Raw genomic sequence first — 18001 nt, forward strand, 5'->3', positions numbered from 1 at the left:
CCAGCGATAACGCCGATGAGTGCGTGAGGTCACCGCGATTGAGAGCAGCGGGGCATGCCTGGTGGAGGAGTCCCTCGAACGGCGGCCCCGACACGGCCGCCGCCCGGAGCGGTCTCCACCGGTGCGGAGGCGGCGCCGGACGGCGGCGGAATGGCCGTGGCCGTTCCCGCCGGGAAGGCCGGCCGTAGAAAATTGGAGAAGGGCGAGGCGCCTGTCCGCCGGGAGGTCGGCGGTGCGCCTTCGGGCCCTGCGTGGGGATGGGGCGCCCGCACGGAGCATCGCCCGCGATCAGAGTCGCGCCTGCGGACCCTGCAGCGGGTTGACCAGGCCCTCGGGGGCGTCGTCGCCGTGGTCGAGGTCGACCTCGTCCATGTAGCGGGAGTCGGTGTCGTGTTTGATGGTCGCCTCGGGGTCCTTCGCGTCGCCATCGCGGTCGACCACGATGTCGTCCACATCGCCGTCCCCGTCGGTGTCGACGCGGAAGTACTCGGCCTGTCCGTCTCCGTCGGTGTCGTAGCCGAAGGTGTCGTTCCGACCGTCGCCGGTGGTGTCCTTCTCGACGACGAACTCCTCTTCCTCGACGTCGATGGTCTCGCCGTCGATGGTGACCTGGTCGAAGCCGTCCTTAGAGTCGGAGTTGACCAGCTCGGTGTCGAAGTCGCCGTCTCCCGTGGTGTCGGCCAGGAGGGTCTCCATGTAGCCGTCGCCGTCGTTGTCGACGCGGACGTAGTCGATCTTCCCGTCGCCGGAGGTGTCGCGGGCAGACACGTCCAGGACGCCGTCGCCGGTGGTGTCGGCCTGCATGCGGTCGAACTGACCGTCGCCGTTGGTGTCCGCCTCGAAGTGGTCCAGGACGCCGTCGCCGTCGGTGTCGTAGCCGGCCGTGTCGAAGTCGCCGTCGCCGTTGGTGTCGGCGTAGACGGCGGAGTCGGCCTCGACCACCTGGTCGGCGTCCTCGATGTTCTCGCTCAGGTCGACCTCGTCGTCGAACTGTCCATAGTCGCTCATGCTGTGTCCTTCGTTCTCTTCGGTGTTCGGACACAACCTTATTGGCCTGGGGGTGAGCCCCACTTCCCGAATTCATGCCACCGTGCGTCCCTGGCCTCGGGGACCGGCGCGCGCCGAGGGGCCGGCTCCGCCGGCCCCTCGGTATGGGAGTGCGGTCAGCAGTCGCCCGTTACGATGACGTCCCTGGCGAGGACGTAGGGGGCGTTGTTGCCGTTGGACTCGGCCACGCGGTAGTGGGCGCTGCAGAGGGTCGCGTCCTGCAGCCCGGTGACGACCTCCAGAGAGGCGCTCCAGGTCGTGCCGTTGTCGACGGTGGCGTTGTCGGACGCTTCGAAGGTGTGGAGCTCACCGGTCTGGTTGTCCACGACCGCCAGGTCGATGTAACCGCTGACTCCCCTGCTGCCCAGCGGGGCGCCGTCGCAGGTGACGTCGAACGAGAGAGTGGCCCCGGCGGCGGAGTAGTCGTAGGACAGGCCTTCGCCGGCCGAACAGTAGGGTCCGGAGGCAGTGGCGGCGGAGGCGGGGGCCGCGGCGGAGAAGGCTCCGACGGCGGCGACAGCGGCGGCGGTGGCCGCGAAAGAACGCAGTTTCATGGGGTCCTGCTTTCTGTGAGTGTTGAGGCGTAAGCCGGTGCGGCCGTTGGCCGCACTGTCCTCATCATATAGTTCAGTAACTTAATAGTTCAATACCTTTAAAAATAAAAGTTCACTGAATTTGCTTGTCCCACAGCGAATAAGACCTACCGGTAGCTCAGCCCGGAGTCAATGCGTGAGATATTCGCATCCCAGCGGCAGGGCAGGCCGGCGCCGTGCGGGCGGGCCTTAGAATCGGTCGCCATGACCTCTGAATTCACCGCCTCCTCCGATCGGACCCTCATCGACCTCGACTGGGTGCACCACGCGCTGTCCACCGACACCTACTGGGCGACCGGGCGCTCGCGCGAAAGAGTCGCCGAGTCCCTCGCGAACTCGGAATGCTACGGCGTCTACACCCCGAAAGGGCGCCAAGTCGCCTTCGGCCGCCTCGTCACCGACAAGGTCGCCTTCGCCTGGCTGGCCGACGTGTACGTCGACCGCGAGTACCGCGGACGCGGCCTCGGCAAGAAACTGGTGGGGCGCATCGTCGCCGACGTCGAGCCGTGGGGGCTCAAGCGGGTCCTCCTGGCCACGCAGGACGCCCAGAAGCTGTACGGGAAGTTCGGGTTCACCGACGCCGCCGACGACCCGAGCACCTGGATGCAGTACCGGCCCGACCGGGGATAACACGGAACTCACCACGGAAAACAGACGGTTTGCGGACCGTAACAAGACCGAAACACTCCTCCGTTAGGATTCGCGCATGAGCCTGCCCGAGGACGTCCGCCTCCGCACCGCCGTCGAGGCCGACATCGACGCCATCACCCGCATCAGCAACCACTACGTGCTCAACACCGCTGCCAACCTGCGGCTGAGGTTGTTCGAGCCGGAAGAGTGGCGCGCGAACCTGGAGAAGCAGGGCGAGGACTTCCCGTGGCTCGTCGCCGAGCGGGACGGCCGGGTGCTGGGCTTCGCCTACGCGGCCCTCTGGAACGAGCGGGAGGCCTACGCCTGGTCGGTCGAGTCGACCGTCTACCTCGACGAGGCGGCACGGGGCGCGGGCATCGGACGGGCCCTCTACTCCGAGCTGTTCGACCGGCTGGCCGCGCAGGGCTTCGTCACCGTGATCGCCAAGATCACCCGCCCCAACGACGCCAGCGAGGGGCTCCACCGGTCCCTGGGCTTCGCGTTGACCGGCGTGCTGGAGAAGATCGGCTTCAAGAACGGGCAGTGGCACGACGTCGGCGTGTGGCAGAAGGACCTCGCCGAACGGAGCGTCCCGCCCCCGCTCCTGCGACCGTCCGAAGACGACTGACCGTCGCGACTCTTCACCGGGCCCGCCTTCCGAGGCGGGCCCTTTTCGCTGCCCCCTGGACGATCGGCGCCCGTCCGAGACCGGAAAACGCCCGGACGGGGGAATTAGTCTTCCTTTTCCCTCACGGCCCCAGTATCTTTACCGGATCGTCTCCCTCCGAGCACACGATCGCAACTGACAGTCACCAAGAGACGAGGAGTCCTCCCTTGCTGAACCCATTCGCCAAGGCCCGGAAGCTCGCCCTGGGCGCCGCGGCGCTCACTGCGGCCATCACGACCGCTCTCACGACCGCCGCCCCCGCCGCGGCCGCACCCGCAGAAGACGACGGGGACCCCACTCTCATCGGCCACCGCGTCGGCAGCGGCCACGCCCCGGAGATGACCGAGGCCGCGTTCCTCAACCTGCTCCCGCACGACCCCGACTCGCTCGAGGTCGACGTCCAGCTGTCCGCCGACGGCGTGCCGTTCCTCATGCACGACACCACCCTCAAGCGCACCACCGACGTCGAGGAGGTCTTCCCCGACCGCGCCGACGACCTCGCCACGAGCTTCACGTGGGACGAGCTCCAGAAGCTCGACGCCGGAGCCTACTTCTCGGACCGGTACGCCGGACAGAGGATCATGGCCTTCGAGGACATCCCCGACTACGTGTCCGGCCAGGACGTCACCGTCGTCATCGAGCTCAAGTCCCCGGCCTACAGCCCCGGGCTCGAGCGGGCCGTCAGCGACGCCATCGAGGCCGACGCGCGGTGGAAGCAGCTGCGCGAGGACGAGCTGCTGACCTTCATCTCCTTCGACAAGGAGTCCCTGCGCCGCCAGGTCGACCTGCAGCCGGACGTGCCGGCCATGTGGCTCAAGACCCGGGTCCCCTCCGACGAGGAGCTGGCCGAGGTCCGCGAGTGGACCGACGCCTTCGGCACCAACTACCGGTACCTCGACGACGCCACCCTGGACCGCCTGCGCGCGCTGGACTTCGAGGTCAACGTCTGGACCGCCAACGACCCCGAGGCCGTCGCGGAGATCGCCGACCGCGGCATCGAGTACATCACCACCGACTTCGTCGACGTCGCCCAAGACGCGATCGACGGACGGGACCCCTTCCCCGCCAACCCGGGCGTGGAGGTCACCGCCATCGAGGGCGAGGGCGACCTGGCCGCCGACGGCGAGCACGTGGTGCTGACCAACACCGGCGACCGACCGGTGAACGTCAGCGGCTACCTCGTCCGCAGCTCCCCGCACCACGTGCTGAACGTCGGCAAGGGATACGTACTGCGACCGGGACAAGAGCTGAAGGTCTACTCGGGCGAGGGCAAGAACACCCGCCAGGCCTACTACAACGGGCGCGACACGGCCATGATCAACAACTCGGGCAACAGCATGGCGCTGTGGACCTCGACCGGCGTGCTGATCGACATCGCGTCGGACTGACGAGAAGGACCCTTCACCGGATGCACCTCGGGCCGCTCCTCCCCTGCCGCGGCCCGAGGGCCTTCGTCGCCCCCTGGTACACGTCAAGGTTTACCGCGACGGTCCGGTTCTCGGTCTCCAAGCTCGGCGACGAGTCCCATGACGAATTCTCCCGCCGAGTCGGATCCGGGCTCCTGGAAATCGACGGACGGGCTATCACTCTGAAATCAGGTCGTTGACCAGTGAGTCCAGCGCGGAACGGTACTGGCGCCTGCTGAAGGCGAAGGGCCCGAATCCGCTGTAATCCCTCTCAGGCCGGTGCGGCTGCACGAAGTCAGTCCAGAAGACTTCCGCAGACTTCAGCGAGATCCGGCCGAGCAGGGGCCGGCAGCCGACCTCCCCGCATTCGCACCCGAGCAGATAGGTCCCCGCCGAGGAGCGGAAACCTTCTCCGAGGAAGTGCTCGTCCATGGGGCCGTAACGGAAATAGGCGGGGATCAGACCGCCGTAGACGTTTCCGGCCGACCTCATCGATCGGGACATTTCGTAGGCGTCGACCAGCTCGGTCAGTGGGGTCCCGTCGATCAGCGGGACGACCTCGGACACCCCTCCGGACCGGAACTCCTGCACGGCGAAGGCGATGACGTTCACGGGCGGAAGGAGCGGAGCACGCTGGAGACGATCCGCTCCGCGTCGTCGGGGGCGAAGGGCTCCTGGCGGACCAGCAGCTGATAGTACAGCGGTCCGTAAAGTTGGCGGATGACGAAGTCCGGCGAGTAGGCGGCGTCGATCTGCCCCTCGTCGACGGCGCGGACGATGCGGCCGCGCAGCGAATCGACGCGGGGCCCGATGAGCTCCCTGCGGAACCGGTCGGCCAGCGCGGGATCCTCCTGGGCGGCGGCGAGGATGCGGCGCAGCGCGGTCCCCACCGGCGAGTCCAGCTGGGAGACCACGGCCGACATCTGACGCGTGACGTCCGCGGCCACGTCCCCGGAGTAGGGGAAGGTCTGCGAAGAGGAGAGCCTCTCCACCAACGCGTCCAGCGCGATCATGCCCTTCGACGGCCACCACCGGTAGAGCGTCTGCTTCCCCACCCCTACTTCGGCGGCGATGCCCTCCATGGTCAGCTTGTCGAGGCCCTTCTCGAGCGTCTGCCGATAGGCCGCGTCGAGAATACGGTCACGCGACCGCGGCCCTGCGCCTGAACGCTTGTCTTGTCCCATGGCCACATCGTACCCTCAACGAGACGAGACGTTCTGTCTCGACTTCGGCGGGAGTCAGTCCCCGCGCAGCATCTTCAACGCGCGCCCCAGATCGTCGGGGTACTCGCTGGTGAACGTGACTTCCTTGTTCCTCCCCGGGTGGAGGAAGCTCAGCTGGTAGGCGTGCAGCCACTGGCGGATCAGCCCGTACTTCTCGGCCATGACCGGGTCCGAGCCGTAGAGCGGGTCGCCCAGCAGCGGGTGCCCCAGCCCGGAGAAGTGGACTCGGATCTGGTGGGTGCGGCCCGTCTCCAGGCCCACGTCCAGCAGCGTGGCCCCCGGGAAGACCTCCACGGTGTCGTAGTGGGTGACGGAGCGCTTCCCGTCCTGCATGACGGCGAAACGCCAGTCGTGGCGGGGGTGGCGTCCGATCGGGGCGTCGACCGTCCCCGACAGCGGGTCCAGGTGCCCCTGCGCGACGGCCCGGTAGCGTTTGGAGACCTCGCGGTACTTGAAGGCCCTCTTCAGCGCCGAGTAGGCGCGCTCGCTCTTGGCCACGACCATGACGCCCGAGGTGCCCACGTCGAGGCGGTGGACGATGCCTTCGCGCTCGTCGGGCCCGTAGACGCTGAGCCGGTGGCCTGCGGCCTTGAGACCGCCGGTGACGGTCGGGCCCTCCCATCCGACGGACGGGTGCGCCGCGACGCCGACCGGCTTGTCCACCACGACGATGTCGTCGTCGGAGTGGATCACGTCGAGCCCCTCGACGGGCTCGGGCTTGGCGCGGGTCAGGTCTTCGGGCGGGGGCGGAAGGAGCACGTCGAGCCAGGCGCCCGACATGACGCGGGCGGACTTGGTGGAGACGGCGCTGCCGTCGAGGCTCACGTCCCCGTCGGCGATCAGGTCCGCCACCGCCGTGCGCGACAGCCCGAGCATACGACTCACGACCTGGTCGATCCGCTGACCTTCGAATCCCTCTGGTACGGGCAGCGAACGCGACTGGCGTGACACTATCGGGCCTCCTAGGCGGTACTCGGCGATCGGACGGTCCGCACCACCGGCGGAGGACAGCCTACTCGTCGTCCGAGGGCTCCTTCTTCTCGTGCTCCGGTGAAAACGGCCTACCAGTGAATTCTAGTAGCACTATCAACGTAACGCCCACCACGAGCGCGCTGTCTGCCAGGTTGAATATCGGCCACACCCGGCCATAGGGGTCGAAGAGGCTGATGAAATCGACCACTTCCCCGTGCAGGAAGGCCGGTTCGCGGAAGACGCGGTCGAAGAAGTTGCCGGCCGCGCCGCCCAGGAGCAGGCCCATGGCCACGGCCCACGGAACGGACCGGATCTTGCGGCCCAGGGCGGTGAGGAACACCACCACGCACAGGGCGAACAGGGCCAGGATCCACGTGTAGTCGCTGCCGAGGTTGAAGGCCGCGCCCGGGTTGGTCGTGTAGGTGAGGTAGACGGCGCCGCCGAGCAGCTCGACCGGCTGGTTCCCCTGCAGGAACTCGGTGGCCAGCCACTTTGTGATCATGTCCGCCACGATGGCGAGGACGCCGATGGCCAGGAAGAGCCAGTACAGGCGGCCTCCGCGGCGGGGCCGTGCCAGGGCGGGGTCGTCGGCGGGGGTCTTCTCCCCCGTCCGCTCGGTGTCGGACGGGCCCTTGTGGGAGGGCTCCGCCGCGCCGGTCGGATCGCCCTCCGGCTTCGCGTCGGCGTTCTCGGCCGGGACGGGTTCTGAGTCACCGGACTGCGGGCGGCGGTCCGGCTCGGATGCGGTGTTCAGCGTCGGTCCTCTCGGCGGTACTAGCGTCGCTCCAGCAGCGATTTGCAGCTGACGCAGAGCGTAGCGGACGGAAACACCGCCAGTCTAGCCGCCGGAATGGCTTTGCCGCATCTCTCACAGATGCCGTAGTCGCCTTCTTCGAGGCGGTCGAGGGCGCGCTCGACCTGTTGGACGCGTTCGGTGATGGAGCGGACGACGCCCAGCTCCTGCTCGTGCTCGACGGTCTTGGAGCCGGTGTCGGCCTGGTCGTCGCCGGCCGAGTCGGACAGGCGCTCGCGCTGGGCGGCCGTCATGCTCTCCAGGTGGCTGTTGCGCTCGTCCTCCAGCTCGGTGAGCCGGTCCAATAGGGCCTCGCGGAGCTCGTTGGTCTCGGCCTCGGTTCTGGTGTTCTCATGGTCAGTGGTCGCCACTGTCTTCTTCTCCGGGGTGGGTGTCGGGGAGGGTTCCTTCTTCGCCGGGGCGGCGGGGGCCGCCCCTTTCTCGGCCGCGGAGGCCGAGGTGCTCTTCTTCGCCGCCTCGGCGGCTTTCTTCGCGGGGGCGGCCGCCTTCTTGGCGGCCTTCTTCGCGGGGGACTTCGCGGCCTTCTCGGCCGTCTTCTTCGCGGCCGGTTTCTCGGACGCGGCCTTCTTCGCCGCCTTCTTGGCGGCGGTCTTCTTGGACGCCGTGCTCTTCGCCGCCTTCTTCGCGGCGGTCTTCTTGGCGGCGGCCTTCTTGACGGTCTTCTTCGCCGGGGACTTCTTCACGGCAGCGGGCGGCTCGGCCGCGACCTCGTCGTCGGCCGCCTTCTCCGAGGGGCGCTCCTTCGCGGCCCGCTCGCCGGCCTTCCCAGCCGGCTTTTTACCGTCCGTCATCCTCTGACCTCGCGTCGGCGTGCGTGACTACATTATGCACAGAGACGCGTTCCGCCGTGCCGTCACGGCAGTGTCGAATGCTCACCCAGCCTCCTTCGCACCGCGGGTGGGCGCGGTGACACGCATAAATACGATTAAGCAAACAGGATACGCAATGCGTGCCAGGCGGTCAATATAATCGGAGAACTGCCGGGTACCGGACAATAACGCGTCGAGCAGCACTATAGCACCCGAACAGGACGTCAAGGCCGGAAAACGCCTACTGTGCCGGGGAACGCGCGCCTCCGGGCAGCGGCCGACCGACGTCAACGGGCGGTGAGGACCCCGCCGAGGAGCCGCGTCGCCGGCTCGCACAGCACGCAGGGGCCGAAACCGAGGGTGACCGCCTCGGCGACCGCCAGCGGCTCGGACTCGCGGCCCACGAGGTGCACGCAGCCGGAGTGGTGGAAGCGGGGCCGTCCGTCGATCACCATGACCTCGGCGTTGAGGCGCATGATCTGGGCCCGCTCGACGGAGCTGAGCTTCTGCTCGCCCGGTTCGCCCTCGAGGGGGTCGGCCTTCGGGTCGCGCGGGGGCAGTTCCTCGCCGCGGTCGATGACGTAGTCGGTGGAGGCGAACTTCTCGCCCCGGACGACGGGGACCTCCTTGGTGGGCGTCTCGGGGATGATCCGGGCCAGCTCGGCGGTCGAGTCCATGTCGGAGGAGAAGGTGCGGCGGCGGTAGGTCTCCTCGCGGTTGACCGAGGCGGCGCCGACGTAGAGGAAGAGGGCCGAGACGACGGAGGCGGCGATGGAGGCGGTGAGGAGGTGGTCATTGCCCACTACGACGCCGGTCACCAGGAGGATCGCGGAGGAGACCAGAACACTCAGACTGCCAATGATCATCGTTATGCCTTCCCAAGCAATGGATTCCGGGTCGGTCCGCGGGGTGGCGCGGCCGAGTGGGGCATTCCTCCGAGGAGGGGTGAAAAGTAATGCCTTGTATCGGTTAACGAGGCGATCCCGGTTCGGGTTATGGCCTGGGAGGCGGAAAAGGGAAATTTCGTGGAAAGCCGGGCGGGGCGAGTGCCGCTGGGCGCCAGGGGCACACAATAGCGCGGGGTGGCGGTCACTCTGCGTGGTCGCGGGCATGGGAACGGCGCGGAGCCCGCGAGGACTCCGCGCCGTTCCACCGGAAACCACTGGTATCGATTCATGTGCTGCCGGGGCGCGGTGCGCCGCCGGCCGAGGCCCGCCCGCCGGGGCGGCCTCTTTCGGTCCCCTTCGCGGGGACAGGGTCCTTCGGCCCGCTCGCTCCCGTCCGGGAGGAGGCGGGCCCGATCCCGGACGGGGTCCGGTTACAGAGGGAGGGACGAGGAGTAGTTGGCCTTGCGGCTGCGAGTGGTCTCCTTCTTCTCGGCGGGCGCCTCGATGGCGTCCTTCTCCGTCTCGCCCTGGCCGTTGAGGTCGCGCAGCTGGCTCTCGAGGTACATCTTGAGCCGGGTGCGGTAGTCGCGCTCGAAGGTCTTGAGCTCTTCGAGGTGCTTCATCAGGCTGGCGCGCTTGGTCTCGAGGGTCGACATGACCTCCTCGTGGCGCTCCTGGGCCTCGGCCTCGAGGCGGGCGGCCTTGTCCTTGGCCTGGGCCACCATCTCCTCGGCCTCCGAGCGCGCGTCGCCGAGCAGGCTCTCGACCTTGCGCTCGGCCTCCTCCACGTGCTCGTCGGCGGTACGCTGCGCCATCATCAGCAGGTGCAGGGCCTCCTGCTCGCCGCCCTGGTTCTGGGGGGCGTTCTGGGCCGGCGCGCCCTGCGCGGGCGCCTGCTGCTGTTGCTGGTGCATGGCCTGCATCTGCTGGTGCAGGTCGGTGATCTGCCCCTCGAGCTCGGCTACGTCGTTCTCCAGGAGGCTCTTCTCGCGCTGCACGCGCTCCAGCGCGGCGGCGAGCTCGGCGTTGTCGGCTGCTCCGGGAGGAGCGCCGGCGCGGAGGCTCTCGGTCTGGGCGCGGAGATCGGCGTTCTCCTCGTTCAGCCGAACCAATTCGCGCTCGACCTCGTCGAGGAACCCATCGACCTCGTCCTCGTCGTAGCCTCGTTTTCCGAGCATGGGTTTCTTAAACGCGACGTTGTGAACGTCGGCTGGGGTCAGCGGCATCGAAACTCCTTCTCAGCGGTTTCCGGTCTCCGTCCGGTCGCGAAACCGGACGGCAATTGGAGTTTACTTCGTAAACTCGGTGTGGTAAAGCGAACTTCGCGTGCACCACACTGTCCGTGAAACGAACCCGTCAAAGCTTCGCATATAGTAACTCCGCCGCCCCCCATCGATTCCCGTGAGTGCCAGTGTCATCACACCGGGTCGCTGAATCGCCCGATCGAGGAGGCTCGCACTTTCCGGGTATGGTGGTCGGTCGGTGACCGGTCACCTCTTGTCACCGTACTCGACGCTGCGTCAAGTACGCTCATTCGATACCATAGCGATGCCGTGCCAGTCGGTTCAAAAGTGTCAATTGATCTGTGGCGCACCGGAGAACACCCGTCGGGGCGTCGCTCCGGAACCGGCCGACCCCCACGGCCCGTCCCCCTCCTCGGACCGTCCGGTCCTCCGGAAGGGCGCGGCCGCGGACACACCGAACGTACCGCGCGGAGCCCGGGCCGGCACGGCCCGATCCGCCCTTCGGCACGCGCCCGTCAGCCGACGTAGGTGCGGGCGACCAGCGGCCCCACGATCCAGTTCATGAGGATGATGGTCACGAACAGGACGATCAGGAACGCCAGATCGAGTGACACGTTGCCTATTCTGAGGGGCGGGATCACTTTTCTCAACCCCTTCAGCGGCGGATCGGTCACCGTGTAGACGACCTCGAAGAGCGTCGCCGTCCTGGGCCCGGGGGCCCAGCGCCGCGAGAACTGCACGACGACCGAGGCGACGATCCGGGTCATGAGCGACAGGAAGAAGAGGAACAGGGCCAGGTAGATCAGCTGCCAGACGAGATTCACGATGCCTATTATCCGTCCCTCAAGACTGGGTGTGGAAGCCGCCCTCGGCTATCTTCGCCTTGTCCTCCGCGGTCACCTGGACATGCGGAGGTGAGAGCAGGAAAACGCGGTTCGTCACCCTTTCGAACGAGCCGCGGGTGCCGAAGACCAGACCGGCCGCGAAGTCGACCAAGCGCTTCGCGTCGGCCTCGTCGAGCTCGGACAGGTTCATGATGACGGGGCTGCCGTCGCGGTAGCGCTCGCCGATGGTGCGAGCTTCGTTGTAGGTGGCCGGATGGAGGGTGGTGATCCGGTAGCTCTGCTTCTTCTCCGCCGGGGCGGGGGCCGGCTCGGACTCGAAGCTCTCGGCGCGCGGGACCGGGCGCGGTTCGGGCTCTTCGCGCAGCGGCGTTACGCCGGCCGTCCGGTTGAACTGCCGCACGGCGGGCCGGGCCTCGGCACGCTCGGCGGCGCGCTCGAGCCGCTCGGCCCTCTCGGTGCGCTCGATACGGCGAGCGCGGCGGGCGAGGGGGGTCTCCTCCGCGCCGAACTCGTCGTCCTCGGCCGTCGCGCGGACGTCGCGGTGGCGCGCCTGCTGCTGTTGCTCTTCCTCTATGAGTCCCAGCCAAACGCCGGCCTTCCGCATTGCGCCCATAGCTCAGCTCCTCCCGCTTGATCCACCCTAGCCTGGCGCGGACGACCGTCGCTCCCCGTTGGCCCCGGGGTGTGCTGCGAGGTGGCCCGAAGTTCGGTGCGCGCCCCTATCCTAACGCGAGCACGCTCAGAAAAGACGCTTTTGTGTTGATTATTCAACACGGCGGCCAGTGCCGAATCCACGGTCGCCGTACACGATTAGACGATACTTACTCTCATTTGCCCCGGCAAAGGCCTTGCCGCCCAGCGCGGGTCGTCCGAACCGGCCCGGACGGAGGCGACCCTCGCGTTCGACCCGCCGCCACCGCGCGGGCGCGCGAGCCGGGAACGCGCTCTTCAGCGCGCTCCGAAAACCGTGCGGCCCAGGCGGACCATCGTCGCCCCGTGGGCTACGGCGCTGGAGAGGTCCTGGCTCATTCCCGCCGAGATCTCGGTCGCCCCGGGAACGACGGACCGCAGTTTCCCGGACAGTTCCGCCAGGAGGGTGAATGCCCGGTCGGCATCCCAGTCCAGGGGCGCCACCGTCATCACTCCCCGCACGCGCAGGTTCTCCTGAGCGGCGGCGTGCTCGGCCAAGGGAAGGAGGTCGTCGGGGGAGACGCCTCCCCGCCCCGGATCGGCGCCGAGGTCCACTTGGAGGCAGACGTTCACCGGCCTCTCGGCGGCCCTCGCGATCGCGTCCACGAGCGAGGTCCGGTCCACCGAGTGGATCCACGAGGCGCTCGCGAGCACCTGGCGGACCTTGTTGCGCTGCAGCTGGCCTATGAAGTGCCACGTCGGCTCGAGACCCTGCTCGCGCAGCGCCTCGGCCTTGGGGGCCAATTCCTGGGCCTTGTTCTCGCCCAGGTCGGTCTGGCCCGCCCGCACCACGGAGGCGGCGTCGGCGGCCGGAAAGGTCTTGCCCACGGCGATGAGCCGCACATCGGCAGGACTGCGCCCGGCGGCCGCGCATGCCTCCGCTATCTGCCCGCGGGCGCGTTCCAGCCCTGCGGCCAGTTCGCGCTCGCGGTCAGGATCCGTCCTTGAGGAAGCCCGGTACGTCGATGTCATCGAAGAGAACCTTACGGGTGTCCGAAGAGGGAGCGGGGATCGGTTCCTGGCGCTCGTCGGCTTCGCCACCCTGCGGCTCGGGGACCTTGGTCCCCTCGACCACCTTCGGCTCGGGCCTCTCTATCCGCAGGGCCTCCTTGGAGAGGTCGAACTCGTCGTCGTTGCGGTCGAAGCCGGCGGCTATGACCGTCACGCGGGTCTCCTCGCCCAAGGCGTCGTCGATCGTCGCCCCGAAGATGATGTTCGCGTCGGTGTGCGCGCAGTCGGAGACGAGCTCGGCGGCGTCGTTGATCTCGAACAGGCCGAGGTCCGAACCGCCCGCGATGGACAGCAGCACTCCGCGCGCGCCCTCCATGCTCTGCTCCAGCAGGGGCGACTCTATGGCCGCCCTCGCCGCTTCGACGGCGCGGTTCTCCCCTCTCGCCGATCCTATGCCCATCAAGGCGGATCCCGCCCCGCTCATGACGCTCTTGACGTCGGCGAAGTCGAGGTTGATCAGCCCCGGTGTGGTGATCAGATCGGTGATTCCCTGAACACCGGACAGGAGAACCTGGTCGGCCAGACGGAACGCATCCATCATGGACAGACCGCGGTCTCCCAGGTGGAGCAGGCGGTCGTTGGGGATCACGATGAGGGTGTCGCACTCGGAGCGCAGATCCTCTATTCCGTCGACCGCCTGGGTCTGGCGCCGCTTGCCCTCGAAGGCGAACGGCCGCGTGACGACGCCGATGGTCAGGGCACCCAGCTTCTTGGAGATGTTCGCGATGACCGGCGCTCCGCCGGTCCCGGTCCCGCCTCCCTCGCCGCAGGTGACGAACACCATGTCGGCTCCCTTGAGGACCTCCTCGATCTCGTCGCGGTGGTCCTCGCAGGCCTTGGCCCCCACGTCGGGGTTGGCTCCGGCCCCCAGGCCGCGCGTCAGTTCACGGCCCACGTCGAGCTTGACGTCGGCGTCGCTCATCAGCAGTGCTTGCGCATCGGTGTTGATGGCGATGAACTCGACGCCTTTGAGCCCAGCTTCGATCATGCGGTTGACCGCGTTGACGCCGCCACCTCCAATGCCGACGACTTTGATGACTGCGAGGTAGTTGTGCGGTGGTGTCATCGCGTTGTGCCCTTCCCTCTCGCTGGACGAAACAGTTCTAGAATCTCATAGGTTACGCTCTTCAGCGCCGACTCACCGTCGGCGCCCGCGGAGCGCTGACATCGACCTTCCGATGCCCTTCTTCCAACAACGCCAGAGAGACACGAGACTTGATCTCATTCTCGCTGTCATCCCCCCAGCGTATAGTGCGCTCGCCCGTCAACGTGAAAGTGGCGGCCCCGTAGGCCGTCACCTGAACAGTCTCTACCTCGTCGGCTATACCCGGTGGGAGTTCTCGCAAAATTCCCAGCAGGGGGCCGGCCGCCGCTTCCGCGTCGGCCACCGATTCGATGGCGACGGACCAGGGCGCCGCGGAGTCCGCGGTGTCAGAGGCGAAGGCGACTCCATGGTCATCCACCATGATAAAACCGTCTTCGCCCCGCACCGCGAGGAAGGGTTCGCGTTCTGCGACTTTTATCGCTACCGAGTCGGGGAACGCGCGGGTCACTCGCGCCGACTCGACGCGGGGCAGAGCGGCCAGTTCTGCGGCCAGTTCGCCCGCGTTGAGGCGGAAGAGGTTCCGGCCCTCGTACCGGGAGACGATCCGCTCGACGTCCTCCCCTTCGCCTCCGCGGACCTCGATCTCGTCGACGGTGAAGGCGGGCAGGAAGAGCAGTGCCGCCGCGGTGCCTCCCGCCAGGGCGGCCGCCCCGGCCGCGCTCCAGCCCATGGTGCGGCGGGAGGGAAGGGCCGCACGGGTCCTCCGCAGCGCGGCGGAGAAGGCAGCGGTCGGCCTTGCCGCGGCGGGCGCGTCGACGGCCGGCGGCTCGGCAGAGTCCACTTCGGAGGGAATCTCGGGGCGCTCCGACTCCGCAGGCTCGGAGTCCCCTGAAGATGAATTAATCTCGGATCGTTGGGAGGGGCGGAACCTCAGCAGTTGCGCGGGCGCCGCAGCGGCCCGCCGCAGGAGGCTCTCTCGTCGCGACATGCGCTCATGGTGGCACACGGACCCGTCCCGGGGGCCCGAAGCGGGGAATTGCGGCCCGCCGCAACGCCGCTAGGTGACGCGGGGCGAGAAATCGGGATACGCGGGGGCGTTCGGACTCCTGGCCTGCCGGACGGGCGCGGCTTTCCCGAGAACTCGGGCCCGCGGGGCCTTCCGACCCCAGTCCCGCCGCACGGGCGCGGCTCTCCCGAGAACCCGGGCCCTGCGGGGGCGTTCCGCCGGGGCCGGCGACCGGAGCCGCCGGCCCCGGCGGAACGCCGTGAGGCTACTTCGCCACCACGGAGACCATCTTGCCGGACACCACGATGACCTTCTTGACGTCCTTGCCCGCCAGGAAGCCCGACACCTTCTCGTCGGCCAGCGCCGCGGCTTCGACCGCGTCCTTCCCGGCGTCGGCGGCGACCTCTATGCGGCCGCGCACCTTGCCGTTCACCTGGACGGGATAGGTCACGCTGTCCTCGACCAGATAGGACTCGTCGGCCACCGGGAATTCCGCGTAGGCCACGGACTCGCCGTGGCCCAGGCGGCGCCACAACTCCTCGCCCAGGTGCGGGGCCAGCGGCGCGGTCAGCTTCACCAGCGCCTCGACGGCCTCGCGCGGAACGGACTCCAGGCCCACCAGGTGGTTGTTGAAGGTGATCAGCTTGGACACCGCGGTGTTCATCCGCAGGCTCTCGAAGTCCTCCCGGACACCCTTCACCGCCGCGTGCATGGCCTTCAGGGTCTCCTCCGAGGGCGCGTCGCCGGTGACGGTGACCTCCCCGGTCTCCTCGTCGACGACATTGCGCCACAGGCGCTGCAGGAAGCGCTGCGCCCCCACGATCGCGCGGGTCTCCCAGGGTTTGGAGTCCTCCAGGGGGCCCATGGACATCTCGAAGACGCGGAACGTGTCGGCGCCGTACTCGCGGCAGACGCCGTCGGGGGTGATGACGTTCTTCAGGGACTTGCCGATCTTGCCGAACTCCTGAGCGACCTCCTCGCCGCCGTGGAAGAACTTCCCGTCGCGCTCTTCGACCTCGGAGGCCTCCACATAGGCCCCGCGCTGATCGGTGTAGGCGGCGCCCTGGATGTACCCCTGGTTGAACAGCTTGGCGAACGGCTCCCGGCTGGACACGTGGCCCAGGTCGAACAGGACCTTGTGCCAGAAGCGCGCGTACAGCAGGTGCAGCACGGCGTGCTCGGCGCCTCCGACGTACAGGTCCACGCCGCCCGGGGCGCCCTCGGTGCGCGGAGCCATCCAGTAGGACTCGTTGGCCCGGTCGGCCATCGAGTCCGGGTTCACCGGGTCGGTGTAGCGCAGCTCGTACCACGACGAGCCGGCCCAGTTGGGCATGGTGTTCAGCTCGCGCGTGTAGGTCTTCGGCCCGTCGCCCAGGTCCAGCTCGACGTTCACCCATTCCTTGGCGCGCCCCAGCGGCGGCTCGGGAGCGGAGTCGGCGTCGTCGGCCGCGAAGGTGACCGGCGAGAAGTCGTCCATCTCCGGCAGGGTCACCGGCAGGTGCTCCTCCGACAGCGCCACGGGCAGGCCGGTCTCGTCGTAGACGATCGGGAAGGGCTCGCCCCAGTAGCGCTGGCGGCTGAACAGCCAGTCGCGCAGGCGGTAGGTCGTGGTGCCCTCGCCGCGGCCGGTCTCCTCCAGGTGCGCGATGACGCGCCTCTTCGCGTCCGGGACCCTCAGCCCGTCCAGGATGTCGGAGTTGACCAGCACGCCTTCCACGTTGTCGGTGTAGGCGGACTCGCCGTCCCACTCCCCGCCGTCCGAGACGACCTGGCGGATCGGGATGTCGAAGGCGCGCGCGAACGCGAAGTCGCGGTCGTCGTGCGCCGGCACGGCCATGATCGCGCCGGTGCCGTAGCCGGCCAGGACATAGTCGGCGATGAAGATCGGGGCCTGCTCGCCGTTGACCGGGTTGGTGGCGTAGGCGCCGATGAAGACGCCGGTCTTCTCCTTGGCGTCGGCCTGGCGCTCCACATCGGTCTTGGCGGCGGCCTCGGCCCGGTAGGCGGCAACGGCCGCGGCCGGCGAGTCGTAGCCGCCGGTCCACTGCTCCGGGATCCCGGCGGGCCAGGACTCGGCGGCCAGGCGGTCGACCAGGTCGTGCTCGGGGGCCAGGACCATGTAGGTGGCGCCCCACAGGGTGTCCGGGCGGGTGGTGAACACTCGGATGTCGCCGGCGTAGGAGGCGAAGTCCACATAGGCGCCGCGCGACTTGCCGATCCAGTTGCGCTGCATGATCTTGATCGACTCGGGCCAGTCCAGCGAGTCCAGGTCGCCCTGCAGCCGGTCGGCGTAGGCGGTGATGCGCATCATCCACTGCTTCAGCTTGCGCGTGTAGACGGGGAAGTTGCCGCGCTCGGAGCGCCCCTCCGCCGTCACCTCCTCATTGGACAGCACGGTGCCCAGTCCGGGGCACCAGTTGACCGGCGCCTCTGTGACGTAGGCCAGGCGGTGCCCGTCGACCACGCGGCGGCGCTCGACCGGCTCCAGCTCGCTCCACGCGCGCCCGTCCGGCGTCGGGCGCCGTCCGGACTCGAACTCCTCCACCAGCTCCGCGATCGGGCGGGCCCTGTCGGCCGCCTCGTCGTAGTAGGAGTTGAAGATCTGCAGGAACACCCACTGGGTCCACTTGTAGAAGGCCGGGTCCGAGGTCGCGAACTCGCGGCGGTTGTCGTAGCCCATGCCCAGCCGCTTCATCTGCGCGCGGTACTGGCCGATGTTCTCGGCGGTGATGTCCGCGGGCTGGCGGCCGGTGGCGATGGCGTACTGCTCGGTGGGCAGGCCGAAGGAGTCGAAGCCCATGGGGTGCAGCACGTTGTAGCCCGCCATGCGCAGATAGCGGGAGTAGACGTCCGTGGCGATATAGCCCACGGGGTGGCCCACGTGCAGCCCCGCGCCCGAGGGGAACGGGAACATGTCCATGACGAACTTCTTCTCCGCGTTCGCCCGCGGGTGGGAGTCGTCGGCGAGCGCACCGGCGGGGTTGGGGGTGTCGAACACCCCCTCGCTCTCCCAGAAGTCCTGCCAGTGCGGTTCGATCCGGTTGGCCAGATCGGCGTCGTAGCGGTGTTTCGGTTCGCTCATGGTTCCGATTCCGTTCTTCATTCCAGTCAC

Annotated in this window: 18 protein-coding genes; 3 read left to right on the plus strand and 15 right to left on the minus strand. The window is 68.3% G+C overall.

The genetic code is table 11. The features are described 5' to 3' along the window. Nucleotides 1-288: 288 nt before the first annotated feature. Together ACFTE1_RS14195 and ACFTE1_RS14200 are read right to left on the minus strand one after the other, a co-directional pair. Complete coding sequence (locus tag ACFTE1_RS14195) at nt 289-1008, minus strand: hypothetical protein (RefSeq protein ID WP_380620666.1); 720 nt, start codon at nt 1006-1008, stop codon at nt 289-291. A 155-nt stretch (nt 1009-1163) separates the two neighbouring features. Next, nucleotides 1164-1601 carry a hypothetical protein gene (locus ACFTE1_RS14200; protein ID WP_380620668.1) on the minus strand — a complete coding sequence of 146 codons (438 nt, stop codon included), beginning with the start codon at nt 1599-1601 and terminating at the stop codon, nt 1164-1166. A 243-nt stretch (nt 1602-1844) separates the two neighbouring features. On the opposite strand from ACFTE1_RS14200, the gene ACFTE1_RS14205 reads away from it, so the two are divergent. From ACFTE1_RS14205 to ACFTE1_RS14215, 3 genes are all read left to right on the plus strand, one after another. Further along, a complete protein-coding gene (locus ACFTE1_RS14205) occupies nt 1845-2270 on the plus strand; it encodes a GNAT family N-acetyltransferase (protein WP_380620670.1) in 426 nt (141 codons plus the stop codon). Between the two features lie 76 nt (nt 2271-2346). Then, complete coding sequence (locus tag ACFTE1_RS14210) at nt 2347-2898, plus strand: GNAT family N-acetyltransferase (RefSeq protein WP_380620672.1); 552 nt, start codon at nt 2347-2349, stop codon at nt 2896-2898. A 206-nt stretch (nt 2899-3104) separates the two neighbouring features. Beyond that, nucleotides 3105-4325: a glycerophosphodiester phosphodiesterase family protein gene (locus ACFTE1_RS14215; protein ID WP_380620674.1), complete on the plus strand. Its 1221-nt coding sequence runs from the start codon at nt 3105-3107 to the stop codon at nt 4323-4325. A gap of 195 nt (nt 4326-4520) precedes the next feature. On the opposite strand, the gene ACFTE1_RS14220 is transcribed toward ACFTE1_RS14215, so the two are convergent. The 13 genes from ACFTE1_RS14220 to leuS all read right to left on the minus strand — a co-directional run bounded on the left by ACFTE1_RS14220 (nt 4521) and on the right by leuS (nt 17992). Then, complete coding sequence (locus tag ACFTE1_RS14220) at nt 4521-4955, minus strand: hypothetical protein (protein WP_380620676.1); 435 nt, start codon at nt 4953-4955, stop codon at nt 4521-4523. Continuing rightward, nucleotides 4952-5527 (minus strand): TetR/AcrR family transcriptional regulator, encoded by a 576-nt coding sequence (locus ACFTE1_RS14225; RefSeq protein WP_380620677.1) that lies wholly within the window; start codon nt 5525-5527, stop codon nt 4952-4954. The genes ACFTE1_RS14220 and ACFTE1_RS14225 overlap by 4 nt, the downstream gene beginning before the upstream one ends. A gap of 54 nt (nt 5528-5581) precedes the next feature. Next, the gene (locus ACFTE1_RS14230; protein ID WP_380621676.1) at nt 5582-6520 is read right to left on the minus strand and encodes an RluA family pseudouridine synthase; all 939 of its coding nucleotides are present in this window, start codon (nt 6518-6520) and stop codon (nt 5582-5584) included. A gap of 58 nt (nt 6521-6578) precedes the next feature. Beyond that, complete coding sequence (gene lspA / locus ACFTE1_RS14235) at nt 6579-7349, minus strand: signal peptidase II (protein ID WP_380621678.1); 771 nt, start codon at nt 7347-7349, stop codon at nt 6579-6581. Beyond that, complete coding sequence (locus ACFTE1_RS14240) at nt 7313-8143, minus strand: TraR/DksA family transcriptional regulator (protein ID WP_380620678.1); 831 nt, start codon at nt 8141-8143, stop codon at nt 7313-7315. Before ACFTE1_RS14240 ends, lspA begins: the two co-directional genes overlap by 37 nt. Before the next feature lie 305 nt (nt 8144-8448). Next, complete coding sequence (locus ACFTE1_RS14245; protein WP_380620679.1) at nt 8449-9027, minus strand: hypothetical protein; 579 nt, start codon at nt 9025-9027, stop codon at nt 8449-8451. Between the two features lie 452 nt (nt 9028-9479). After that, complete coding sequence (locus ACFTE1_RS14250) at nt 9480-10274, minus strand: DivIVA domain-containing protein (protein ID WP_380620681.1); 795 nt, start codon at nt 10272-10274, stop codon at nt 9480-9482. A gap of 533 nt (nt 10275-10807) precedes the next feature. Continuing rightward, a complete protein-coding gene (locus ACFTE1_RS14255) occupies nt 10808-11119 on the minus strand; it encodes a YggT family protein (RefSeq protein WP_380621680.1) in 312 nt (103 codons plus the stop codon). A 16-nt stretch (nt 11120-11135) separates the two neighbouring features. After that, the gene (locus tag ACFTE1_RS14260; protein WP_380620683.1) at nt 11136-11750 is read right to left on the minus strand and encodes a cell division protein SepF; all 615 of its coding nucleotides are present in this window, start codon (nt 11748-11750) and stop codon (nt 11136-11138) included. A 335-nt stretch (nt 11751-12085) separates the two neighbouring features. Then, complete coding sequence (locus tag ACFTE1_RS14265; protein ID WP_380620685.1) at nt 12086-12799, minus strand: YggS family pyridoxal phosphate-dependent enzyme; 714 nt, start codon at nt 12797-12799, stop codon at nt 12086-12088. Continuing rightward, nucleotides 12759-13904 (minus strand): cell division protein FtsZ, encoded by a 1146-nt coding sequence (gene ftsZ, locus ACFTE1_RS14270; RefSeq protein ID WP_380620687.1) that lies wholly within the window; start codon nt 13902-13904, stop codon nt 12759-12761. The genes ACFTE1_RS14265 and ftsZ overlap by 41 nt, the downstream gene beginning before the upstream one ends. Nucleotides 13905-13965: 61 nt before the next feature. Next, nucleotides 13966-14871 (minus strand): cell division protein FtsQ/DivIB, encoded by a 906-nt coding sequence (locus ACFTE1_RS14275; protein ID WP_380620689.1) that lies wholly within the window; start codon nt 14869-14871, stop codon nt 13966-13968. Between the two features lie 283 nt (nt 14872-15154). Continuing rightward, on the minus strand, nt 15155-17992 hold the full coding sequence (gene leuS / locus ACFTE1_RS14280; protein ID WP_380620691.1) for a leucine--tRNA ligase: 2838 nt from the start codon (nt 17990-17992) through the stop codon (nt 15155-15157). Nucleotides 17993-18001: the final 9 nt, after the last annotated feature.

The organism is Salininema proteolyticum (assembly GCF_042685645.1).
GTDB lineage: Bacteria > Actinomycetota > Actinomycetes > Mycobacteriales > Micromonosporaceae > Salininema > Salininema proteolyticum.